General features: G+C 64.8%; 18 protein-coding genes. 2 read left to right on the top strand and 16 right to left on the bottom strand.

Going from position 1 to position 22,257, the window contains the following annotated elements:
- Positions 1–3: 3 nt before the first annotated feature.
- Positions 4–930 carry a hydrogen peroxide-inducible genes activator gene (locus tag IVA80_RS04175; protein ID WP_247425881.1) on the bottom strand — a complete coding sequence of 309 codons (927 nt, stop codon included), beginning with the start codon at positions 928–930 and terminating at the stop codon, positions 4–6.
- 114 nt (positions 931–1,044) lie between these two features.
- On the opposite strand from IVA80_RS04175, the gene katG reads away from it, so the two are divergent.
- Positions 1,045–3,210: a catalase/peroxidase HPI gene (gene katG / locus IVA80_RS04170; protein ID WP_247425879.1), complete on the top strand. Its 2,166-nt coding sequence runs from the start codon at positions 1,045–1,047 to the stop codon at positions 3,208–3,210.
- Between the two features lie 273 nt (positions 3,211–3,483).
- Here katG and pnp read toward each other — a convergent pair whose 3' ends face one another.
- The 8 genes from pnp to rimP all read right to left on the bottom strand — a co-directional run bounded on the left by pnp (position 3,484) and on the right by rimP (position 13,865).
- The gene (pnp, locus tag IVA80_RS04165) at positions 3,484–5,637 is read right to left on the bottom strand and encodes a polyribonucleotide nucleotidyltransferase (RefSeq protein ID WP_247425877.1); all 2,154 of its coding nucleotides are present in this window, start codon (positions 5,635–5,637) and stop codon (positions 3,484–3,486) included.
- Positions 5,638–6,018: 381 nt separating this feature from the next.
- The gene (gene rpsO, locus IVA80_RS04160) at positions 6,019–6,288 is read right to left on the bottom strand and encodes a 30S ribosomal protein S15 (protein ID WP_247425875.1); all 270 of its coding nucleotides are present in this window, start codon (positions 6,286–6,288) and stop codon (positions 6,019–6,021) included.
- Positions 6,289–6,290: 2 nt separating this feature from the next.
- Complete coding sequence (gene truB / locus IVA80_RS04155; RefSeq protein ID WP_247425872.1) at positions 6,291–7,409, bottom strand: tRNA pseudouridine(55) synthase TruB; 1,119 nt, start codon at positions 7,407–7,409, stop codon at positions 6,291–6,293.
- Positions 7,406–7,837, bottom strand: coding sequence for a 30S ribosome-binding factor RbfA (rbfA, locus tag IVA80_RS04150; protein ID WP_247425870.1), 432 nt, complete (start codon positions 7,835–7,837; stop codon positions 7,406–7,408). The genes truB and rbfA overlap by 4 nt, the downstream gene beginning before the upstream one ends.
- 156 nt (positions 7,838–7,993) lie before the next feature.
- A complete protein-coding gene (gene infB, locus IVA80_RS04145) occupies positions 7,994–10,693 on the bottom strand; it encodes a translation initiation factor IF-2 (RefSeq protein ID WP_247425868.1) in 2,700 nt (899 codons plus the stop codon).
- 72 nt (positions 10,694–10,765) lie between these two features.
- Positions 10,766–11,449, bottom strand: coding sequence for an RNA-binding protein (locus IVA80_RS04140; protein ID WP_247425866.1), 684 nt, complete (start codon positions 11,447–11,449; stop codon positions 10,766–10,768).
- A gap of 23 nt (positions 11,450–11,472) precedes the next feature.
- The gene (gene nusA, locus IVA80_RS04135) at positions 11,473–13,083 is read right to left on the bottom strand and encodes a transcription termination factor NusA (RefSeq protein ID WP_247425864.1); all 1,611 of its coding nucleotides are present in this window, start codon (positions 13,081–13,083) and stop codon (positions 11,473–11,475) included.
- 2 nt (positions 13,084–13,085) lie between these two features.
- Positions 13,086–13,865: a ribosome maturation factor RimP gene (rimP, locus tag IVA80_RS04130; protein ID WP_247425861.1), complete on the bottom strand. Its 780-nt coding sequence runs from the start codon at positions 13,863–13,865 to the stop codon at positions 13,086–13,088.
- A gap of 380 nt (positions 13,866–14,245) precedes the next feature.
- Between rimP and IVA80_RS04125 the strand changes: the two genes are divergently transcribed.
- A complete protein-coding gene (locus IVA80_RS04125) occupies positions 14,246–15,328 on the top strand; it encodes a DUF2336 domain-containing protein (protein WP_247425859.1) in 1,083 nt (360 codons plus the stop codon).
- Here IVA80_RS04125 and IVA80_RS04120 read toward each other — a convergent pair.
- From IVA80_RS04120 to IVA80_RS04090, 7 genes are all read right to left on the bottom strand, one after another.
- Positions 15,325–16,035: a tRNA (guanine(46)-N(7))-methyltransferase TrmB gene (locus tag IVA80_RS04120; protein ID WP_247425857.1), complete on the bottom strand. Its 711-nt coding sequence runs from the start codon at positions 16,033–16,035 to the stop codon at positions 15,325–15,327. The genes IVA80_RS04125 and IVA80_RS04120 overlap by 4 nt on opposite strands.
- Entirely contained in the window at positions 16,032–17,189 is a 1,158-nt protein-coding gene (locus IVA80_RS04115; RefSeq protein WP_247425855.1) for a M20 family metallopeptidase, read from the bottom strand. The genes IVA80_RS04120 and IVA80_RS04115 overlap by 4 nt, the downstream gene beginning before the upstream one ends.
- A gap of 84 nt (positions 17,190–17,273) precedes the next feature.
- Positions 17,274–17,687, bottom strand: a complete 414-nt coding sequence (locus IVA80_RS04110) for a helix-turn-helix transcriptional regulator (protein ID WP_007598327.1) — start codon at positions 17,685–17,687, stop codon at positions 17,274–17,276.
- A gap of 221 nt (positions 17,688–17,908) precedes the next feature.
- Positions 17,909–19,522 carry an apolipoprotein N-acyltransferase gene (gene lnt / locus IVA80_RS04105; RefSeq protein ID WP_247425852.1) on the bottom strand — a complete coding sequence of 538 codons (1,614 nt, stop codon included), beginning with the start codon at positions 19,520–19,522 and terminating at the stop codon, positions 17,909–17,911.
- Positions 19,519–20,637 carry a hemolysin family protein gene (locus tag IVA80_RS04100; RefSeq protein WP_247425850.1) on the bottom strand — a complete coding sequence of 373 codons (1,119 nt, stop codon included), beginning with the start codon at positions 20,635–20,637 and terminating at the stop codon, positions 19,519–19,521. Before IVA80_RS04100 ends, lnt begins: the two co-directional genes overlap by 4 nt.
- A gap of 1 nt (position 20,638) precedes the next feature.
- A complete protein-coding gene (gene ybeY, locus IVA80_RS04095; protein ID WP_247425848.1) occupies positions 20,639–21,127 on the bottom strand; it encodes an rRNA maturation RNase YbeY in 489 nt (162 codons plus the stop codon).
- An 82-nt stretch (positions 21,128–21,209) separates the two neighbouring features.
- Entirely contained in the window at positions 21,210–22,205 is a 996-nt protein-coding gene (locus IVA80_RS04090) for a PhoH family protein (protein WP_247425846.1), read from the bottom strand.
- Between the last annotated feature and the right edge of the window lie 52 nt (positions 22,206–22,257).

The following is a 22,257-nucleotide window of genomic DNA, read 5'->3' as shown; positions in this document are numbered from 1 at the left end:
GCCTCAGGCCTGCTGGCCGCGCACGGATGGCCGTGCGCGCACCTTGCCGGCCGACAGGCACACCACTTCCGAAATCTGCAGGAGCTGGCGCGCCAGCGGGCTGGTCTTGCGCCAGACCATGCCGATGGTGCGCGACGGCTCCGGGTCGCGGAAGCGCGAGAGCGAGACCGAGGCCGATCGTGTCTCCACCGGCACGGCCATCTCCGGAATGAGCGTGACGCCGATGCCGGCGCTGACCATCTGGACCAGCGTCGACAGCGAATTCGCATCCAGCATCTCGCGCGGCGGCGCCGATTGCATGTTGCAGAAGGAGAGCGCCTGATCGCGGAAGCAGTGCCCTTCTTCGAGCAGCAGCAGCCGCATCTCACGCATCATCTCGCGCGATGGCACCGGGGTGCCTTCGTCGGAGCCCGGCCGCACCAGCAAGAATTTCTCGTCGAACAGCGCGACCTCGGTGAGCGAAGGCTCCGACACCGGCAGTGCAACGATGGCGGTGTCGAGCCGGCCTTCCACCAGTTCCTGGATCAGCCGCGGCGTCATCGTCTCGCGCACGCGGATGTCGAGCTCCGGATGCATGCGCGTCAGATTCTTGGTGATCTTGGGCAGCAGATAGGGCGCGATCGTCGGGATCATGCCGATCCGCAACCGGCCCGCAAACCGGTCCTGTGAGGCGCGCGCGAAATCGCCGAGCTCATCGACCGAGCGCAAAATGTCGCGGACGCGCGGCGCGAGCTCTTCGCCGAACCGGGTCAGCGCCACCTGGCGGGCGCTGCGCTCCAGCAGCAGGCCGCCGAGCGCCTCCTCCAGTTCCTTGATCTGCATCGACAGGGCCGGCTGGGAGATCGAGCACGCCTCTGCCGCGCGGCCGAAATGGCCGTGACGCGCCAGCGCATCGAAATACCGGAGCTGGCGCATCGTCACGTTGACCATCAGAAAATCCTATCGCAGCGATCATTAAAGTCAACTTCCCCTGATCGGACACGAGGCTTAGAGTGGTTCTACCTGGTCAAAGGCGCGAGTTCGACGCCACCAGAGGAGGTATTCATGGATGACACTTCGAAGTGCCCGGTTTCGGGCGGAAAATCCACGCGCGTGAACCGCGACTGGTGGCCAACTCAGCTCAGCATCGAGATGCTGCACAAGAATTCCAACCTGTCCGATCCGATGGGCAAGGAATTCGACTATGCCAAGGAGTTCAAGAGCCTCGACCTGAACGCGGTCATCAAGGACCTGACCGCGCTGATGAAGGACTCGCAGGAATGGTGGCCCGCCGACTTCGGCCATTACGGCGGTCTCATGATCCGCATGGCCTGGCACAGCGCGGGCACCTACCGCATCACCGACGGCCGCGGTGGCGCCGGCGCCGGTCAGCAGCGTTTTGCGCCGCTCAACAGCTGGCCCGACAACGCCAATCTCGATAAGGCGCGCCGTCTGCTCTGGCCGATCAAGCAGAAATACGGCCGCAAGATCTCCTGGGCCGATTTGATGGTGCTCGCCGGCAACGTCGCGCTGGAATCGATGGGCTTCAAGACCTTCGGTTTCGCCGGCGGCCGCGCCGACGTGTGGGAGCCGGAAGAGCTCTATTGGGGTCCCGAAGGCACCTGGCTAGGCGACGAACGCTACAGCGGCGAACGCCAGCTCGCCGAACCGCTCGGCGCGGTGCAGATGGGCCTCATCTACGTCAATCCGGAAGGCCCGAACGGCAAGCCGGATCCGATCGCCGCGGCAAAGGACATCCGCGAGACCTTCTTCCGCATGGCAATGAACGACGAGGAGACCGTCGCGCTGATCGCCGGCGGCCACACCTTCGGCAAGACCCATGGCGCAGGCGATCCGTCGCTGGTCGGGCCGGAGCCGGAAGCGGGTGCGCTCGAGGATCAGGGCCTCGGCTGGAAGAGCAAGCATGGCACCGGCATCGGCGCCGATGCGATCACCGGCGGCCCGGAAGTCACCTGGACGCAGACTCCCACGAAGTGGAGCAATCACTTCTTCGAAAACCTGTTCAAGTACGAGTGGGAGCTGACGAAGAGCCCGGCGGGTGCGCAGCAGTGGAAGGCCAAGGATGCGGAGGCGAGCATCCCCGACGCGTTCGACAAGTCCAAGAAGCATCTGCCGACGATGCTCACCACCGACCTCTCGCTGCGTTTCGATCCGGCCTATGAGAAGATCTCGCGTCGCTTCCTGGAGAACCCGGATCAGTTTGCGGACGCCTTCGCCCGTGCCTGGTTCAAGCTCACCCACCGCGACATGGGCCCGGTCGTGCGTTATCTCGGACCGCTGGTGCCGAAGGAGACGCTGATCTGGCAGGATCCGATTCCGGCCGTGAATCACGAGTTGGCCGGCGAGCAGGACATCGCCTCGTTGAAGACGAAGATCCTGGCGTCGAGCCTTTCGGTGTCCGAGCTGGTCTCGACGGCGTGGGCGTCGGCCTCGACGTTCCGTGGCTCCGACAAGCGCGGCGGCGCCAATGGCGCGCGCATTCGCCTCAGTCCGCAGAAGGACTGGGAGGTGAACGAGCCGGCCCAGCTCGCGAAGGTCCTCGGCAAGCTCGAAGCGATCCAGAAGGACTTCAACGCAACGTCCGGTGCGAAGAAGGTCTCGCTTGCGGACCTCATCGTGCTCGGCGGCACCGCCGCGGTCGAGAAGGCTGCAAAGGATGCCGGCGTCGACGTGAAGGTCTCCTTCACGCCGGGCCGCATGGACGCCTCGCAGGAGCAGACGGATGCCCAATCCTTCGCGCCGCTGGAGCCGCGGGCCGATGGTTTCCGCAACTACATCGGCAAGCGGCATCAGTTCATGATGACCGAGGAGGCGCTCGTCGATCGCGCGCAGCTGCTCCGGCTCACAGGACCCGAGCTGACCGTGCTCGTCGGTGGCCTGCGTGTGCTCGGCGCCAATGCGAACGGTTCGAAGCACGGCGTCTTCACCGCGAAGGTGGGAACGCTGAGCAATGACTTCTTCGTCAACTTGCTCGACATGAGCACGCAGTGGGCGCCGGCGGCTGATGGCACCTATGAAGCCCGCGACCGCAAGACCAACGCGGTGAAGTGGACCGGCACGCGCGCCGATCTGATCTTCGGCTCGCACTCGCAGCTCCGCGCCTATGCCGAGGTCTATGCCACGTCGGACTCCAAGGAGCAGTTCGTCAAGGACTTCGCCAAGGCCTGGACCAAGGTGATGAACCTCGATCGGTTCGATCTCGCGGCCTGAGGTGTTTCACCTCTCCCGCTTGCGGGAGAGGCAAAGGCCGCCTTTCGGCGGCCGTCCTCTTGAAGGACGCCGAGGCGAAGCCTCGGCTGTGGCGAAGCGCGGCGGGTGAGGGCTCTCTCCTAGTTGGGAGTCTCTCTGCGGAAACACCCTCTCCCCAGTCCTCTCCCGCAAGCGGGAGAGGGGCCCCATATCGACCGGTGCAGGTACCAAGCAACACAAACTAAAAGGGCGGCCGAGAGGCCGCCCTTCGTGTGTCTGGCAGTGCTGCGAGACTTACTCGCCGGCGGCTTCGCGCGGAGCCTTTTCGCCCTCGCCCTTGGCCTCGAGGTCCTCGCCGGTCTCCTGATCGACAACCTTCATCGACAGCCGGGTCTTGCCGCGGTCATCGAAGCCGAGCAGCTTGACCTTGACCTTGTCGCCTTCCTTGACGACATCGGAGGTCTTCTGCACGCGCGCCGAAGCGAGCTGGCTGATGTGGACCAGGCCGTCCTTGGAACCGAAGAAATTCACGAAGGCGCCGAACTCCATCACCTTGACGACGGTGCCCTCGTAGATCTGGCCGACTTCCGGATCGGAGGCGATCGACTTGATCCACTTGATCGCCGCCTTCATCGCCTCGCCATCGCTGGAGGCGACCTTCACGGTGCCGTCGTCCTCGATGTTGACCTTGGCGCCGGTCTTCTCGACGATTTCGCGGATCACCTTGCCGCCGGTGCCGATCACTTCGCGGATCTTGTCGGTGGCGATCTTGAAGGTCTCGATGCGCGGCGCGTATTCGCCGAGTTCGGCGCGAGCGTTGGTAAGCGCCTTGGACATTTCGCCGAGGATGTGGATACGCCCATCCTTGGCCTGGCCGAGCGCGACCTTCATGATCTCCTCGGTGATGCCCTCGATCTTGATGTCCATCTGGAGCGAGGTAATGCCCTGCTCGGTGCCGGCGACCTTGAAGTCCATGTCGCCGAGATGGTCCTCGTCACCGAGGATGTCCGAGAGAACCGCGAAGCGCTTGTCTTCGAGGATCAGGCCCATCGCGATGCCCGCGGTCGGCCGCTTCAGCGGCACGCCGGCGTCCATCAGCGCGAGCGAGGCGCCGCAGACCGAAGCCATCGACGAGGAGCCGTTGGATTCGGTGATCTCCGAGACCACGCGGATCGTGTACGGGAACTCGTGATGCGGCGGCAGCACCGGATGGATCGCGCGCCAGGCGAGCTTGCCGTGGCCGATCTCGCGGCGCTTGGTGCCGCCGAGGCGACCGGTCTCACCGACCGAGTAGGGAGGGAAGTTGTAGTGCAGCAGGAACGTCTCTTTGTACGTTCCCGCCAGCGCGTCGATATACTGCTCGTCCTCGCCGGTGCCGAGCGTGGTCACAACCATCGCCTGGGTTTCGCCGCGGGTGAACAGCGCCGAGCCGTGGGCGCGGGGCAGCACGCCGACTTCGGCGACGATGTTGCGCACGGTCTTGGAGTCGCGGCCGTCGATGCGCTTGCCGGTGTCGAGAATGTTCCAGCGAACGATCTTGGCTTCGAGCTCCTTGAACACGCCGCCGATGCGCAGCTTGTCGTATTTCGGCTCCTGCCCTTCAGGGAAATAATGGGCGATCACCTTTTCCTTGACCTTGCCGACCGCGGTGTAGCGATCCTGCTTGACCGGAATGGCGTACGCGGCGCGCAGCTCCTGCTCGACGAGGCCGAGCATTTCCTTCTCGAGCGCCGAATTGTCGATCACGGTGACTTCGCGCGGCTCTTTGGCAGCCTTCTCGGCGAGCTCGATGATGGCGTTGATCACCGGCTGGAAGTGGCGGTGACCGAACATCACGGCGCCGAGCATGATGTCTTCGTTGAGTTCCTTGGCTTCCGATTCCACCATCAGCACGGCGTCGGCCGTGCCGGCGACAACGAGGTCGAGCTGGGTGTCGACCATCTCGTCGAGGGTCGGGTTGAGCACATACTCGTCGTTGACGAAACCGACGCGGGCTGCGCCGATCGGGCCCTTGAAGGGCGCGCCGGACAGGGTCAGCGCGGCCGATGAGGCCACCAGCGCCACGATATCGGGATCGTTCTCCATGTCGTGCGACAGCACGGTGACGATCACCTGGGTCTCGTTGCGCCAGCCGTCGACGAACAGCGGACGGATCGGACGGTCGATCAGGCGGGAGACCAGCGTCTCCTTCTCGGTCGGCCGGCCTTCGCGCTTGAAATAGCCGCCGGGAATGCGGCCGGCTGCGTAGGTCTTCTCCTGATAGTCGACGGTCAGCGGCAGGAAGTCGACGCCTTCGCGCGGCGCCTTCGCCGCGACGACGGTGGCGAGCACCACGGTCTCGCCATAGGTGGCGACGACGGCACCGTCAGCCTGACGCGCGATCTTGCCGGTTTCGAGCTTGAGAGGGCGTCCACCCCAGTCGATTTCGACTGAATGCTTATTGAACATAGAGGTCTTCTTTCATGGGTTCTCGAAAGTCTGACGGCCCCGAAAAACAAAAACCATGCGCAAGATTGCGGGACGCTGATCGAAGCGAGCGATCAGCGTCCTGCGATCCTGCCATGGTTCTTGGATTTCGGATGGCGTCCATCCTTTCGGGTCATACGGGCGCCTTGCCCGTTGCGCCCAGCCGCCGGATTGCTGCTGGACTTTCAGTCGGCACGAACGCGAACACCGAACCGCGGTCTTCGCTCATCATGCCCCCGGATGCGAATCATCATTGGGCCCGCACCCGGAACGCGCACGCAGCCTCGATCAAAAACCTTTAAACAAACGCTTTCGTTCGAAACCACGCGCGAAAACGCGCGCCGTCGGCGCGCGCAGAAACACTTAACGACGAATGTTGTGCTTCTCGAGCAGCGCCTTATAGCGCGCCTCGTCCTTCTTCTTCACGTAGTCGAGGAGCGAGCGGCGCGTCGACACCAGCTTCAAGAGGCCGCGACGCGAATGGTTGTCCTTCACGTGGGTCTTGAAATGGCTGGTGAGGTTGTTGATGCGTTCCGACAGGATCGCGACCTGAACCTCGGGCGAGCCGGTGTCGCCGGCCTTGTTGGCATTCGTCTTGATGACTTCCGCTTTGCGTTCTGCGGCAATCGACATCGTCAATTTCTCTCGTTGCGACCGGCACTGGCAGTCAGGCCGGTCAGGTTGAACACACGCTTGGGGATGATTTCGCCATTGCCAACTTCGGCAAGCGCGAGAAGACGGCCTGCCACCGTGACATAGACTGTGCCGCTACAAGTGGGCGCATCCCGTCCGCGCAACAAAACGGCCTGGCCCCGATGGAGCCTTGCCGCATCAGCCCGAGTGACGGCCAGTGCCGGGATGTCGTCCAGCGCGGTCTCAACGGGCATAAGCGCGTCGGCGAGGCTACCCTCGCCGGACGCGGCTCTATCGCATAAAGCCTCCAGCTGATCCAGCGGAATCATGTCGGTTTCGCCGAATGGGCCGACCAGGGTCCGCCGCAGCGCGCAAATATGGCCAAAAGTGCCGAGAATCCGGCCCATATCGCGGGCGATCGCGCGCACATAGGTGCCTTTGCCGCACTCGGCCTCGAATACGGATCGGTCGTTATCTAGTTGATCTACAAGGGTTAAATGGTGAATTTCGACCGGACGGGGGGCCAGTTCCACCACCTCGCCGTCACGGGCGAGATCATAGGCGCGCTCGCCATGGATCTTGATCGCGGAATAGCGCGGCGGAGTCTGCTGGATCACCCCGGTGAACCGGGGCAGCAGGGCCAGGATGGCCTCCCGGGTCGGGCGCTGGTCGGAGGTCGCGGTGACCCGGCCCTCGATATCGTCGGTGTCGCGCTCCTCGCCCCAGCACACGGTGAACTGATAGCGCTTGCGGCCGTCCATGACGAAGGGGACGGTCTTGGTGGCTTCGCCAAGCGCGATCGGCAGGCCGCCGGAGGCGAGCGGGTCGAGCGTGCCGGCATGTCCCGCCCGCTTGGCATTGAACAGGCGCTTGAGCACGGCGACCGCCTGCGTCGAGGTCATGCCGATCGGCTTGTCGAGCACGACCCAGCCATGGACGTCGCGGCGGTCGCGGCGCGGCTGGTTGCCTTTCTGCTGCTTGGCACGGGGATCGTTGTTGACGCGGCGCGGCTCCTGATGCGGCTGAGAAGTGCCGCTCATGTCCGCAAAATTATTTTTCTGCACGTCGCGCTGATCAGCTTCTTCGCCGCCGATCGTGCCGTGAGCCGGATCCATCGTCATTGTTCTTCTTCCCGATCCGACTCCGGATCCTGTTCCAAGTCCTTCTGCACCGCGGGTGTTCGCAAAAGCTTCTCGATCCGTTCCGCTTCGTCGAATCGCTCGTCGACGTGGAAGCGAAGGTCAGGTGCAAATTTCAGGTTAACGCGCCGCGCGACGTCGCCGCGCAGGAATTTCTTGTTGCGCTCGAGCGCGGCGATGACGATCTCGGTGTCGCGGCCGCCGAGCGGCATCACGTAAACTGTTGCGAGCTTCAGGTCGGGCGACATCCGTACCTCCGGTACGGTGATGATGTGGCCTTCGAGGTCCGCATCATGCACATTGCCTTGCGCCAGAATCTCGGCCATCGCGTGGCGAACCTGCTCGCCGACCCGCAACTGACGTTGCGAGCCGCCCGGCGCGGAACTTTTCTTCTGATGGTGGCGGGGCATGGTCGAAAATCACCTCGTCGTGCCCGCGTTTGAGACACGAGCATTGTCATTTGTCCTGTTGAAACGAATGCGGCGCGGATGGCCGGAATAAATCCGGCCATCGCACTCCCGCAATTTCAGCTCAAAAAGATCCGGGCGCTTCGGTAAGATTTGGACTTACAGGGAGCGCTGGATCGTCTCCACGCGATAACACTCGATCACGTCACCGGCACGCATGTCGTGATAGTTCTCGAAGGCCATGCCGCATTCTTGACCGGACTGGACTTCCTTCACTTCGTCCTTGAAGCGTTTCAGCGTCGACAGCTTGCCTTCGTGCACGACGACGTTGTCGCGGATCAGGCGCACATTGGCGCCACGTTCCACGGTGCCGTCGGTGACCCGGCAGCCGGCGACCTTGCCGATCTTGGAGATGTTGAAGATCTCCAAGATCGCGGCATTGCCCAGCATGGTTTCGCGCAGGGTCGGCGCGAGCAGTCCGCTCATCGCCTTCTTCACGTCATCGACGAGGTCGTAGATGATGTTGTAGTAGCGGATCTCGATGCCGTTGCGCTTGGCGGCCGCAGCCGCCTCCTTGTTGGCACGAACCGAGAAGCCGATGATCGCGGCGTTGAAGCCTTCCGCGAGCGTCACGTCGGATTCCGAGATTCCGCCGACGCCGGCATGCAGGATGCGAGCTGCGACTTCGTCGGTGCCGAGCTTCTCCAGCGAGCCGAGGATCGCTTCCAGCGAGCCCTGCACGTCGGCCTTGATGATCAGCGGGAATTCCTTGCGGCCCGCCGTCTTCAATTGCGACATCATCTGCTCGAGCGAGCCGCGCATGCCGGAAATCGAGGCCGCCGCGTTCTCGCGCTTCTGGTGCGCGCGGTAGCTGGTGACCTGGCGGGCGCGGGCTTCGTTCTCGACCACCGCGAGACGATCGCCGGCTTCCGGCGGACCATTGAAGCCGAGTACCTCGACGGGCACTGAAGGACCTGCCTCCTGCACCGTCTCGCCCTGATCCGAGATCAGCGCGCGGACGCGGCCCATTTCGGCGCCGGCGACGATGATGTCACCGACACGGAGCGAGCCGCGCTGGACCAGCACGGTCGCGACCGGACCACGGCCGCGGTCGAGCTTGGCCTCGATCACGGTGCCCTCGGCCGGCCGTTCCGAATTGGTCTTCAGGTCGAGGATGTCGGCCTGGAGCGCGATCATCTCGAGCAGCTTGTCGAGATTGGTCTTGTTCTTGGCGGAGACTTCGACGTCGACGACTTCGCCGCCGAAGGATTCCACCTGCACCTCGTGCTGGAGCAGCTCGGTGCGCACGCGCTCGGGCTTCGCATCGGGCTTGTCGATCTTGTTGATGGCAACGATGATCGGCACCCGCGCCGCCTTGGCGTGGTTGATGGCTTCGATCGTCTGCGGCATCACGCCGTCATCGGCAGCAACCACCAGCACGACGATGTCGGTCACCTTGGCGCCGCGGGCGCGCATCGCGGTGAACGCGGCGTGGCCGGGCGTGTCGATGAAGGTGATCTTCTTGCCGCTTTCGGGCGACAGCACCTGATAGGCGCCGATATGCTGGGTGATGCCGCCGGCTTCGCCGGAGACGACGTTGGCATGACGGAGCGCGTCGAGCAGCGAGGTCTTGCCGTGGTCGACGTGACCCATCACGGTCACCACCGGCGAACGCGTCTCGGTGTCGGTGGAATCGGCGACCTGATCAAACAGACCCTCTTCGACGTCCGACGCGGCAACGCGCTTGACCGAGTGGCCCAGTTCTTCGGCGATCAGCTGCGCGGTGTCGGCGTCGATCACGTCGGTGATCTTGTGCATCGCGCCCTGCTTCATCAGCATGCGGATGACGTCGACCGCGCGCTCGGCCATGCGGTTGGCGAGCTCCTGGATGGTGATCGCTTCCGGAATGATCACCTCGCGGATGAGCTTTTCCTTCGGCTCGTTCGAGGCGTGGCCCTTCAGGCGCTGGGTGCGGCGGCGGAAGGAGGCAATCGAGCGCTCGCGCACGTCGTCGGCATTGAATGCCGTGACGACGGTCAGGCGGCCGCGCTCCTTCTGCGGGCCGGGCTTGTGGGTGGTCTTCGGGGGCGGCACGGGGCGCGCAGCGCCGCCGGGGCCGCGACGGATCTGGCGCGGACCCTCGTCCTCGTCCGGTCCGGCTGCGACAGCAGGGGCGCGGCCCACCGGGCCTCCCGGCCGCTGCGTGGTCGTTCCGGGCCGCGCCGTCGTTGTTCCGGGGCGGGCCGTGGTGGTCGTCCCGGGCCGCGCCGTGGGCGCTCCGGGCCGCGGTGCAGGAGCGGCTGCGGCCGTCGTTGCAGCGCGCACCGCAGATTGCGGCTGCTCGCCTTCGCCAAAACGCTTCTTGGCCTCGGTTTCGGCCTTGCGCTTGGCTTCCTCTTCGTGGCGGTGACGCTCATCCTCGGCCTTGCGGCGGGCTTCGGCGGCCTCGCGCTCGACGCGCTCTGCGCTTTCGCGGACAGCGCGGCGCTGAGCCTCTTCCTCGGCATGGCGGCGCTCTTCGACTTCGCGCACCTTGGCATCGGCCAGCGCGCTGGCGCGGGCGGAACGTTCGTCCTCGGTCAGCGTGCGCAGCACCACGCCGGATCCGGCGTTGCGCGGCGGAGCCGGGCGCGCGGGAGCAGGCTTGGGCGCGGCGGGAGCGGGCTTCGCCACCTCGGCGGCCTGCGGCTCGGGGCTGCCGTCGATGCGGCGCTTGCCGCGCTTCTCGACCACGACCTGCTTGCTACGGCCATGGCTGAAGCTCTGGCGCACAGTGCCCGTTTCGACGCGCGGCTTGAGCGATAGCGTCTTGCTCGGAACGCTCAGCTTCTTGTCTCCAGGGGTCTTGGTATCAACCATTCAGCAGTCCTAATCCTGATTTATCAGTTGTTGTGCGTTGCCGCACCGTCCTATCGGGGTCGTCGTTGTCTCTCAGAAATCCTGGCCGGGCTTTTCGGCAATCTTGTCATCGTCCGCCATCCGGTATCGGACCAGCATCTGGCTACGTGACAGGAATGACCTGCTCGCCGGGCCCGCGAGCAGGGCAGCATGTATCACATTTGACCGGGTCAGTGCCAAATCCAATTCTATCGATTTCAGTGCCGTGACGACGGGAATCTGCGGCTTGGCGCCGCGATTTACGTCATTTTGCCGCGCCAGCATGTCCAATTTGCGGATTCCGTCCGCGGCCCCGTCGCTGGCGTGGATCAGGACCTCGACCGTGCCTTCCCGCAGGGCGCTCTCGACCTTGCCGAAGCCGGCTACGACCTGGCCCGCCTTGGCAGCGATCCCGAGGGCTTCCGTGGCGCTCCGAACCAGGAGCGCCTCGATATCGGCGGGGAGCGTCTGGGGAGTGCGCAGCTCGCGCTTGAAGGCCTTGCTAAATTGGTGACGCCGCACGGCTTCCGCAACCACCTCGCGTGAGGCGGTGATCCACATACCGCGTCCGGGCAGCTTGCGCTTGAGATCGGGAACTATGTCCCCTTGGGGCGAAATGACGAAGCGGATCAGCTCGTCGATCGGCCGGACCTCGCGGCTGACCGCGCACATCCGCATGGTCGCGGACCTTTCGGTCCGCGGGCCATTGTCGAGATCGTGGTCAGTATCTGCGAGCATCCGGGCGACATTCTCCTTTGCCCTTAAGCCGGCTGATCTTCAGCCGCCTCAGCCTCTTCGGCCGGCTTGGCCAGGTCAGCCTCGGTGATCCAGCCGGCCTTGACGCGGGCCTGCATGATCATCGCTTCCGCATCGTCGCGGGAGACCTCGAGGCCGTCGAGCGCACCAGCGAACTTGGTCTGCTCGCCGCCTTCCTTGCGCTCGGTCCAGCCGACCAGATCATCGGTGGCGCAGCCGGCGAGGTCGTCGACGGTCTTGATGTCGTTCTCGCCGAACTTCACCAGCATCTTCGAAGTGACACCGGGCACATCCTTGACGGCATCCTCGACGCCGAGTTCCTTGCGCCTGGCCTCGAGCTCGGCTTCCTGCTGCTCGAGATATTCGCGGGCGCGGTTCTGCAGTTCCTGCGCGGTTTCCTCGTCAAAACCTTCGATGCCGGCGAGCTCCTTGACGTCGACCATCGCGAGCTCCTCGACCGAGGTGAAGCCTTCGGATGCCAGCAACTGGCCGACCACCTCGTCGACGTTGAGCGATTCCATGAAGACGCGGGTGGAGTTCTCGAAGTCGGCCTGGCGGCGCTCCGATTCCTCCTGCTCGGTCAGGATGTCGATGTCCCAGCCGGTGAGCTGCGAGGCCAGACGCACGTTCTGGCCGCGGCGGCCGATCGCCAGCGAGAGCTGGTTGTTGGTGTCGGGCACGACGACCTCGATGCGCTCGCGGTCTTCGTCGATCACGACCTTGGAGACTTCGGCCGGCGCCAGCGCGTTGACCACGAAGGTCGCGATGTCGGGCGACCAGGGAATGATGTCGATCTTCTCGCCCTGCAATTCGTTCACCACCGCCTGCACGCGCGAGCCGCGCATGCCGACGCAGGCGCCGACCGGGTCGACCGAGGAATCGCGGGAAATCACGCCGATTTTCGCGCGCGAGCCGGGATCGCGGGCCACCGCCTTGATCTCGACGATGCCGTCATAGATTTCCGGCACTTCCTGCGCGAACAGCTTCGCCATGAACTGCGGATGGGTGCGGGAGAGGAAGATCTGCGGGCCGCGGGTCTCGCGGCGCACGTCGAAGATATAGGCGCGGACGCGGTCGCCGTTGCGGAACACTTCGCGCGGCAGCATCTCGTCGCGGCGGATGATGGCTTCACCGCGACCGAGATCGACGATCACGCTGCCATATTCGACGCGCTTGACGACGCCGTTGACGATGTCGCCGATGCGGTCCTTGAATTCCTGATATTGCCGGTCGCGCTCGGCCTCGCGCACCTTCTGCACGATCACCTGCTTGGCCGATTGCGCGGCGATGCGGCCGTATTCCAGCGGCGGCAGCGTATCGGCGATGGTGTCGCCGACCTGGGCGCCGGGATTGGCGCGTTGCGCATCCACCAGAGAGATCTGGTTGGAATGATTTTCGACCGTCTCGACCACCAACATGTGGCGCGACAGCCGCAGCTCGCCCTTCTTCGGGTCGATCTCGGCGTGAACGTCAGTCTCGCTGCCATAACGTGCCCGCGCCGCCTTGGCGATGGCATCCTCCATCGCCGCGATGACGATGCCGCGGTCGATCGATTTCTCGCGCGCAACGGCATCGGCGATCTGGAGCAATTCAAGTCGATTGGCGCTGACTGCCATGGCTAGTCTCCTTCGTCAGGCTCGATCTCGCCCCGTCGCGCGCGTTCGGCGGCCAGGCGATGTTTCTTCGTATTGGTCGGTGCCGGCTTCTTTGTATTGGTCGGCGCCGGCTTCTTTGTCGGCTTGGTGTTCTTGGTCGTTTTTTCGCTGATGCTGGCGTGCGGTGCGGCCGGCGGCTCCAGGCCGAGATTGCGGCGCATCTCGCGTGCCTGGGCCTTGCCGCGGCGCATGGATTCCGCGATCAGCTCGTCGGTCAGCACCAGCCGCGCTTCGCCGATATCCTCCATCGTCAGGAGAACTTCCGCGGTTTCGCCGGCCTTGACGTCGTCGCGGGTCAGATGCACGCGGTCGCCTTCGACGGCACCGATCGTGCCGCGGAACCGCTTCCGCCCCTCATGGGCGACTCCCATCTCGACCTTGACCAGATGACCGGCATAGCGTTCGAAATCGGAGCGCCGCACCAGCGGCCGGTCGATCCCCGGTGAGGAAATCTCCAACCGGTAGGCGCGCTCGATGGGGTCTGCGACGTCCAGCACGGGCGACAGCGCCCGCGAGATCGCCTCGCAATCCTCGATCTGCATCGAGCCGTCCGGCCGCTCGGCCATGATCTGCACGGTGCAGCCGGCTTCTCCGGAAATGCGGATCCGCACCAGGCGATAGCCCATGCCCTGGAGCACCGGACCCGCAACCGCAGATACCCGCGCCGCCGCGCCGGGCTCGACCACGAGCCTCGGCTCGGCCAGCAACTCGGCATCTGTGGAACCAGGGTGCGGTTCGGTCATATCAGGGGTCAAGGCGCTCGATGGTTAAGGCTTGGTTAAGGCTTGCGCAGGTTAAGATTTGCAGAGCCTGCTTTGGAACTCTTCATCCCGACAGGTCGTCGGCCGGGCATCTTCTGCCAAACTGCGTTCAGGTAACAAAAAAGAGCGGGTCCTTTCGGGCCCACTCTCATTACGCGGATCGTATGAGAAGGTGAATTGGCGCTGATATAGCCCTTTCCACCCTCCCGGACAAGGCCCATCGCGGGTCTGATGTGGCTTTTTGCAGCCAGTCTGCGGCCCCCGCGCAACGCTTCCTTCACCTGGGAGGCCTAAATTCCCTGATTGTCGGGCGGCTTGAGTTATGGGGCGCCCACGGCGTGCCAAATCCGAGTTGCGCTCTCATGACCGTTGCCACGTCGCTGATTCCCGGACTGGACGATATCGTCAAACGCGGCGATCTACGACGTCGTGGCGAAATTGCGCGCGCCATCTCTGCATTGTTCTTCCAGGATGCCGAGAAGCTCCGTCCTGATCTCGTCGATCTCTTCGACAATTTGCTGATCGATCTCGTCCCGCATGCCGAGCTTGCCTCGCGCATCGATCTCGCCGAACGCTTTTCGCGCCTGAGCAACGCGCCGCCGCATCTGGTGAAACAGCTCGCCCGTGAAAACGAGATCACGGTGGCAGGCCCCGTGCTGCGCCGCTCGCCCGTGCTCGACGAAGCTGCGCTGCTCGAGATCGCGCGGCTGAAAGGCCAGGGGCATCTGCTGGCGATGACGGAGCGCCCCGCTTTGTCGGCTGTGGTGACCGACGTGCTGATCGAGCGCGGCGATCGCGACGTGGTGCGCCATGCCGCCGGCAATGCCGGCGCGGCGTTCTCGCCCGGTGGCTATTCGGAGTTGATCAAGCGGGCGGCGCAGGACGGCGTGCTGACGCTCAAGATCGGTCAGCGCGAGGACCTCTCCGGCGAGCACCTCAAGGAACTGCTGAACGGCACGCTCGACGTTATCCGCCGCCGTCTCTCCAGCGTGGTCAACCCCGCGCGCCAGGTCGAGATCAAACGCGCGATGTCGGCGATCGAGGAGGCGACGCTGCCCCCCGGGCCGCGACGCGATTTTTCGGCGGCGCAGCGCACGGTGCTCGGCCTGCATCGCGGGGGTCATCTCGGCGAGAGCGCGCTGCTCGGCTTCGCCAAGGCGCACAAATACGAGGAATCGATCGCCTCGCTCTCGGCGCTGTCCGGCGTCCGTCTCTCGATCCTCGATCGCCTGATCGCGGGCGACCGCTGCGATCCGATCCTGATCCTGGGGCGCATGTTGAACTTGGGCTGGCCCACGGTGCGCGCGCTCGTTCTGTTGTGGCACGGACCGCATCGCACGCCGGCCGATGCCGACATCGAGGCCGCGCGCATGAACTTCACGCGCCTGATGCCGGCGACCGCCGAGCGCGTCGTGAAATTCTGGCGCAACCGGCAGACGATCTAGAGCCTGCGAAACCGCAGATAGGTCGTCTTGCGCCCCTCGCGCGTGGCCTTCCTGCCGTATCGCGTCATGGTGTAGCCTGCCCATGGCTGCCGGAAATCGTCGGCGCGTTGCGCGAGCCAGACGAAATCCCGCGAGCGCGCAAGATGCGACAGCGTCCAGGCGCAGTAATCGTCGATGTCGCAGACGAAGCGGAATTCGCCGCCCACTTTCAAGACGCGCGCCATCGCAGCGATGGTCCGGTCCTGGACGAAGCGCCGCTTCCAGTGACGCCGCTTCGGCCAGGGATCGGGATGGATCAGGTCGATCCGCGACAGCGATGCCTGTGGCAGCCAGGCCAGCAACTCGGCGGCATCGCCCGCGAACAAGCGGATGTTGACGATGTTCGTGGCCTCGATCTGTGCGAGGATTTTTGCCATGCCGTTGACATAGGGCTCGCAGCCGATGAAGCCGGTCGCGGCGAAATTCCGCGCCTCCGCGGCAAGGTGCTCGCCGCCGCCGAAGCCGATCTCGAGCCGCACATCGTCCGCAGCGGGATCGAAGATATCGCCTGCATTCGCCGGCGCCTCGCCGTTGATGTCGAGCGCAAGATGCGGCAGCAGATGATCGATCAGCTCGGCCTGGTGCTGCCTGAGCTTGTGGCCCTTGCGGCGCCCGAAGAAGGCGCGCTCGCTGTCCTCGCGATCGGGATCTGATTTGCGTTCGCTCATCGCAGCGTCTGGTACAGGCGATGGAGCAGCCGCGCGCGCGGCTCGAGCGACGAAACGTAAAGCTGCTCATAATGGGTATGTGCGCCCTTGCCGTCGACGCCGAGCCCGTCGAGCGTCGCGGTGTGCGCGGCGGTGAAATTGCCATCCGAGCCGCCGCCGGTATGGGTGTCGATCAGATCGAAGCCGATCTCGGCAGCAAGCGCCTTCGCATGTTGGTACAGCGAGGCACCTGAATTGCTCTTCTCGTAAGGCGGACGATTGAGTTCGCCGACGACTTTGACGGTGACGCCTTCGGTCTTCGATGTCAGCCCGAGGATCTTGCCGACGAACTCTTCCGCATCGGCAAAGCTCGGCACGCGCAGGTCGACCTCGGCATAGGCCTCTTCCGGCGTGACGTTGGGACGCGTGCCGCCACGCGCCACGCCGACATTCACCGTAACGCCGCGTGTCAAATCGTTCATGCCTTCCAGCGCCAGGATGACGTTGGCAAGCTCGCGGACGGCGCTGCGGCCATCTTCGGGCCGCGTGCCGGCATGTGCGGGCACGCCCTTGATGAACACGCGGAATCGTCCGACGCCCTTGCGGCCGGTGACGATCTTGCCGCCGTCGCGCGCGGGCTCCGTCACCAGCACGTATTTGGCCTTGCGCCCTTCCGTCTCGATGAGCGCGCGGGAGGTGGGGCTGCCGATCTCCTCGTCGGAGGTGAACAGATGCGTGATACCGAGTGGCGAACGATCGCCGGCGGCGCAGAGCGCGCGAAAGGCGTGATGGGCGACGTAGGCGCCACCCTTCATGTCGTAGATACCGGGACCGAACGCGCTGTCGCCTTCGACCTTGAACGGCAGGCGCTCGATGAATCCCATGGGATGAACGGTATCGAGGTGGCTCAGCACCAGAATTCCCGGCCGGTCCTGGCCCCAGGTCGAGCGAGCGGCGAGATGATCGCCGCAGCCGCCGACGCCGCCGACGCGTTCGAGCGCGACGGGCAGATCGCGATATTGCTCCGCGACCACAGAGATCAGTTTGTTGACCTGTTCAGGTGCTTCCGTCGGCGTCTCGATCTCCACCCAGCGGCGGATGCCATCGAGAATAGTTTGGGAATCGAACCAATTGGACTTAATCATGAACGCATCTGTGCCTTTGAACCGCATCATCGAAGAGGCGCGCACCAAAACGCGGCCGCAAATGACGACATAGGCCAGATTTGACGCAGTCTCAAATCGGATTGAGACGTCGCGTCACCGTTTGTCGGGACCTTCGCGGGCCGCGATCTGCTCGACGAGATCGACGATCGAGCGGCGCATCTTCGAATCAGTGATCCGGGTGAACGCCTTGGTCAAAGCGAGACCTTCGGAGGTCGCGAGGAAGTCCGACACGTAGGAGGGCGAAGCGCCTTCGGCGAAGCCGTCCGGGCCAGCTACGCCGCTCGGTCCGCCCTCGAACAGGAACGACACCGGCACCTGGAGAATCTCGGCGATCTGCTGAATGCGGCTCGCGCCGACGCGATTCGTGCCCTTCTCGTACTTCTGGACCTGCTGAAAAGTCAGGCCCAAAGCTTCACCGAGCTTTTCCTGACTCATGCCCAACATGATGCGGCGCATACGCACGCGGCTGCCGACATATTTGTCAACAGGGTTGGGCGCTTTCGACATTTCCTCAGCCTCCAAACATCACCTTCGGCGCAATCACAAGAATGCCTCCGGTGCCAGCATCGTCAAAATCAGACCCTCTTATTGGGAAACATTGCGGAGAAATTTAGCAACACCCACTGTCTTTTGCAGCCGGTGCAGAATGAGGAGCGCGCGTGCAGTCTGTCAACCGTGGGACTACGGTTGTCAAAGGATTCTGGCCGCTGCGCCGGCGAGAGGCGTGATCAGGGGTGCCGTTTGGCAGCACGCCGGCGGACCGCCAGCATCACTGCCAGCGCAACCAGCATGGCTGCGGGCACGTCGCCCACCCGCGCATAGACGGTCGGCGGGATTGCGGCGGGCAGGCTTGCATCCAAAATGCCTTCCACGCCGAGGCCGAGGCTGGCAACGGTTCGTCCCACCGGATCGATCACCGCCGAGACGCCGGTATTGGCGGAGCGGACCAGCGGCAGTCCGAGTTCGATCGCGCGCATCCGCGCCTGCTCCAGATGCTGATAGGGGCCGGTCGAGATGCCGAACCAGCCGTCATTGGTGAGGTTCACGATCCAGCCGGGGCGCTCATTGCGGCCGGCGACCTCGCCTGGAAAAATTGCTTCGTAGCAGATCAGCGGCAGCGCGGGCGGCGCACCGGGCACCGGCAGTGCATGCCGCACGGTGCCCGGAATGAAGCCGCCGCGCACGCGCGTGAGCTGCTCGAAGCCGAGCTTCTCCATCAGGCCCTGGTAGGGCAGGAATTCGCCGAACGGCACGAGGTGCAGCTTGTCGTAGACCGAGAGCACGCTGCCGTCGTGATCGATCACGTAGATCGAATTATAGGCGCGCGTGATCGGTGTGCCCCGCGGCAAGTCGGGGGCGCGGACCGAGCCCGTGATCAGCACCGTGCCCTTCGGCAGAAGCTCGGCGATCCCGGCCATCGCGTCGGCTTCGCGGGTCAGGAAGAACGGAAACGCGGATTCCGGCCAGATCAGGATGGTGGCATCGCGCACGCCGGTCGATTGCGGCCCCGAGGCGCGGTCCGACAGCGCCAGATATTTCTTCATCACCTCCGCCTTGGCGGCGTAGTTGAATTTCGCGTTCTGCTGGAGGTCCGGCTGCATCAGGCGCAGCTTGGCGCCCGCGACCATCGTGGTCGGATGCAGCGACAGTCGGATCGCGCCGAAGATGCTCATGACGATCAGAAGCGCAATCGCAGCAGTCGGCGCGCGCCACGCCGGGCGGCGATCAGGCGTGCGGTCGATCAGCGCCGCGGGGCTCGCGAAGATCGCGATCGCGAGGAACGTCATGCCCCACAGGCCGATCAGCGACGCCGTCTGCGCCAGCGGCAGCGGTTCGGACAGGGCATAGCCGAACGCGTTCCAGGGGAAGCCGGTTAACGCGTGACCGCGCAGCCATTCGGCGATGGTGAGGCTTGCGGCGAGGGCCAAGATGCGCGTGGCATCCTTGGTCCAGAGCAGGCGGGCCAGCGCAAAACCGATCGCGGTGAAGATGGAGAGATAGGCCGGCAAGCCAAGCACGGCGAACGGCGTCAGCCACGCGAACAGGTCGGCGTCGACGAAGAACGCGTAGCCGATCCAGTAGAGGCCGGGGACGAAATAGCCGAGCCCGAACCAATAGCCGGTCAACGCCGCGGCGGGGACACCGCGATATCGTCCGGCGCCCGCCCCGTCGATCAGCCAGACCAGCACCGGGAAAGTAATGAACAGCACCGGAAAGACGTTGAACGGCGCCAGCGCCAGCACCGACAGCGCGCCGCAGCCCATCGCGATGAGCGCGCGCTTCCATCCCCAGGTGAGGATGATGGCAAGCGCAATCTGCCGAAGCCGCTGGAATGGGGTCACTGCGGACCGGACCCGTCGCTCGGCGGCGGGGTGGGCGTATCGCTCGAAGGTGGCTGACCGCTCTCCGGCGCGGCCTCGCGGCGGCGGCTCTCGCGCTGGGTACGCGGCGCGGGACGCTCCTTCCGCGTCGCGATGCGCAGCCGCTTGACGCGGCGCGGATCGGCATCGAGCACCTCGATCTCGTAATTGCCTGGGCCCGAGATCACCTCGCCGCGCACCGGCAGGCGCCCGACGAAGCTGACGAGATAGCCGCCGAGCGTCTCGACCTCCTCACCGGCCTCGCCGGTGACGAAATCCTCGCCGATCACCGCGCGGACGTCCTCGAGGCTGGCGCGGGCATCGGCGATGAAGGCGTTGTCGGGCAGGCGCACGATCGAGGGCGGCTCGTCGCTGTCGTGCTCGTCGTCGATTTCGCCGACGATCTGCTCGACGATGTCCTCCAGCGAAACCAGCCCGTCACTGCCGCCATATTCGTCGACCACCAGCGCCAGATGAATGCGCGTGGCCTGCATCTGCGCCAGCAGGTCGATCGCCCGCATCGACGGCGGCACGTAAAGCAGCTTGCGGATGATGCGCGCCTCCCCGAGCGGCAGCGCGAGGTCGACGGTACGCAGATCGAGCCCGGCCGGCAGCGGTTTTTTGCGCTTGGTCTTGGCGGCGTCCGACACGCGTGCACGCGCGGTCATGAAGGCGAGCAGGTCGCGGATGTGGACGATGCCGACGGGATCGTCCAAGGTCTCGTTGTAGACGACGAGGCGCGAATGACCGGCGCTTTCGAAGCGGTCCATCAACTCGCCGAGCGGAATGTCGCGCTTCACCGCGATGATGTCAGCGCGATGCACCATGACGTCGGCGATGCGGCGCTCGTGCAGACCGAGGATGTTGCGCAACATGGTGCGCTCGACGGTCGAGAAACCCGTGTCGTCAGGCGTCGAGGCATCGAGCACGACCTGGAGATCGTCGCGCACCGATCCGGCCTTCCAGCCGAACAGGCTGCGAATGGCACGCAGCAGCCAGCCTTCCGCGGTCGGGCGCGTCACCTCGCCGGGCGTTACCACGACCGGCAAATTGGCCGTATTGCGCGGATTGTCGTGAATCGGGTCGGAATCCGGCATCTCAATGCGTCCCCGGGCGGTCTGCATAGGGATCGGGAATGCCGAGATGGGCCAGGATCTCTCGTTCGAGCGCTTCCATCTCCTCCGCGTCGCCGTCGTTCTCGTGGTCGTAGCCGATCAGGTGCAGGAAACCATGCACGGCGAGATGACTCAAATGATGGTCGAATGGCTTCTGTTCCTCGTCCGCCTCGCGCCGCATCGTTTCATAGGCGATAGCGATGTCGCCGAGCATGCGCGGCGCATCGCCGGGCTTCCACTCGCCCTCCGGCTGGAGCGCCGGGAACGACAGCACGTTGGTCGGCTTGTCGAGGCCGCGCCAGTTGCTGTTGAGCGTGCGGATGCCGGTATCATCGGTCAGCATGACGGCCACTTCCGCCCCTGCGACGTCTTCGTCGACACTCTCGGCGGCGGCCGCAACCGCGCGCTGGATCACGGCTTCGGCGTCGGGCTCGCTCTGCCAGCAATCGGCGACGACGAGGACCTCGGTCATGGGAAGGTTTGGATGTGACATCTTGTTTATTCGGAACGAAAGGGCGCCGTGTCCGCGCCCGTATGGTCCGGCTGTTGTCTCGTCAGGATTTACCGGCGGCCGGCCGCTGCGGTAGCCCTTCATAGGCGGAGACGATTCGTGCCACGAGTTCGTGGCGGATCACGTCCTCGGCTTTGAAATGAACTTGCGCAATGCCTTCGACGCCGCTCAGCAGACGCGTCGCCTCAGCGAGGCCCGAGGTCTGGCCGTTCGGCAGGTCGATCTGCGAGGGATCGCCGGTCACGATCATGCGGCTGTTCTCGCCGAGGCGGGTCAAAAACATCTTCATCTGCATCGACGTGGTGTTCTGCGCCTCGTCCAGGATGATGGCGGCGTTGGTCAGCGTGCGGCCGCGCATGAAGGCGAGCGGCGCGATCTCGATCTCGCCGGTCTGGAGCGCGCGCTCGACGATGCGCGCGTCCATGAGGTCGTAGAGCGCGTCGTAGATCGGGCGAAGATAAGGATCGACCTTCTCGCGGAGATCGCCGGGCAAAAAGCCGAGCCGCTCGCCGGCCTCGACGGCCGGGCGCGACAGGATGATCTTGTCGACCTCCTTGCGCTCGAACAGTTGCGCGGCATGCGCCACCGCGAGCCAGGTCTTGCCGGTGCCGGCAGGGCCGATGCCGAACACCAGCTCATGGCGCTTCAGCGCGCGGATGTAGGAGTCCTGCGCTGCGGTGCGTGCGCGCACCGGGCGTTTGCGCAAGTTGATGCTGTCGAAGGTGGACTTGGGCGACTTGGCGTCGAACTCGAACAGCGAGCCCTGCGCGATCACGGCGCGGATCGCGCCCTCGACCTCGCCCTGGTCGAGATCCTGCCCCTTTGCCGCCTGAGCGTAGAGCGTCTCCAGCACGCGCCGCGCGGCGTCGCAGCCGTCGCGGCTGCCGCCGATCGTGATGTGGTTGCCCTTGGAATCGACGACGACGCCGAGCCGCCGCTCGATCTGCGCGAGATGCTGGCCGTAGGGGCCGACCAGCGCCGAAGCGGCGCGATTGTCGTCGAAGTCGATGACGACCTGGGTCTCGGGCGGAACTTGCATGTCGCGGTCAAATTTGCGGGTGGGAGCGAACGAGGACGAATCCGATGCGCTT

Source organism: Bradyrhizobium sp. 139, assembly GCF_023074175.1.
Lineage (GTDB): Bacteria > Pseudomonadota > Alphaproteobacteria > Rhizobiales > Xanthobacteraceae > Bradyrhizobium.
Note: the sequence above shows the minus strand (reverse complement) of the source record. Positions and strands in the feature narration are given on the sequence as shown.

What these genes read in the sequence shown, in the direction of transcription:
- katG (WP_247425879.1), top strand. Translation starts at nt 1,045, where the DNA reads ATGGATGACACTTCGAAGTGCCCGGTTTCGGGCGGAAAATCCACGCGC.
- IVA80_RS04110 (WP_007598327.1), bottom strand. Translation starts at nt 17,687, where the DNA reads ATGTCGAAAGCGCCCAACCCTGTTGACAAATATGTCGGCAGCCGCGTG.
- IVA80_RS04140 (WP_247425866.1), bottom strand. Translation starts at nt 11,449, where the DNA reads ATGCTCGCAGATACTGACCACGATCTCGACAATGGCCCGCGGACCGAA.
- nusA (WP_247425864.1), bottom strand. Translation starts at nt 13,083, where the DNA reads ATGGCAGTCAGCGCCAATCGACTTGAATTGCTCCAGATCGCCGATGCC.
- rimP (WP_247425861.1), bottom strand. Translation starts at nt 13,865, where the DNA reads ATGACCGAACCGCACCCTGGTTCCACAGATGCCGAGTTGCTGGCCGAG.
- rbfA (WP_247425870.1), bottom strand. Translation starts at nt 7,837, where the DNA reads ATGCCCCGCCACCATCAGAAGAAAAGTTCCGCGCCGGGCGGCTCGCAA.
- IVA80_RS04090 (WP_247425846.1), bottom strand. Translation starts at nt 22,205, where the DNA reads ATGCAAGTTCCGCCCGAGACCCAGGTCGTCATCGACTTCGACGACAAT.
- IVA80_RS04115 (WP_247425855.1), bottom strand. Translation starts at nt 17,189, where the DNA reads ATGATGCGGTTCAAAGGCACAGATGCGTTCATGATTAAGTCCAATTGG.
- ybeY (WP_247425848.1), bottom strand. Translation starts at nt 21,127, where the DNA reads ATGACCGAGGTCCTCGTCGTCGCCGATTGCTGGCAGAGCGAGCCCGAC.
- IVA80_RS04175 (WP_247425881.1), bottom strand. Translation starts at nt 930, where the DNA reads ATGGTCAACGTGACGATGCGCCAGCTCCGGTATTTCGATGCGCTGGCG.
- IVA80_RS04100 (WP_247425850.1), bottom strand. Translation starts at nt 20,637, where the DNA reads ATGCCGGATTCCGACCCGATTCACGACAATCCGCGCAATACGGCCAAT.
- IVA80_RS04120 (WP_247425857.1), bottom strand. Translation starts at nt 16,035, where the DNA reads ATGAGCGAACGCAAATCAGATCCCGATCGCGAGGACAGCGAGCGCGCC.
- IVA80_RS04125 (WP_247425859.1), top strand. Translation starts at nt 14,246, where the DNA reads ATGACCGTTGCCACGTCGCTGATTCCCGGACTGGACGATATCGTCAAA.
- truB (WP_247425872.1), bottom strand. Translation starts at nt 7,409, where the DNA reads ATGACGATGGATCCGGCTCACGGCACGATCGGCGGCGAAGAAGCTGAT.
- pnp (WP_247425877.1), bottom strand. Translation starts at nt 5,637, where the DNA reads ATGTTCAATAAGCATTCAGTCGAAATCGACTGGGGTGGACGCCCTCTC.
- infB (WP_247425868.1), bottom strand. Translation starts at nt 10,693, where the DNA reads ATGGTTGATACCAAGACCCCTGGAGACAAGAAGCTGAGCGTTCCGAGC.
- rpsO (WP_247425875.1), bottom strand. Translation starts at nt 6,288, where the DNA reads ATGTCGATTGCCGCAGAACGCAAAGCGGAAGTCATCAAGACGAATGCC.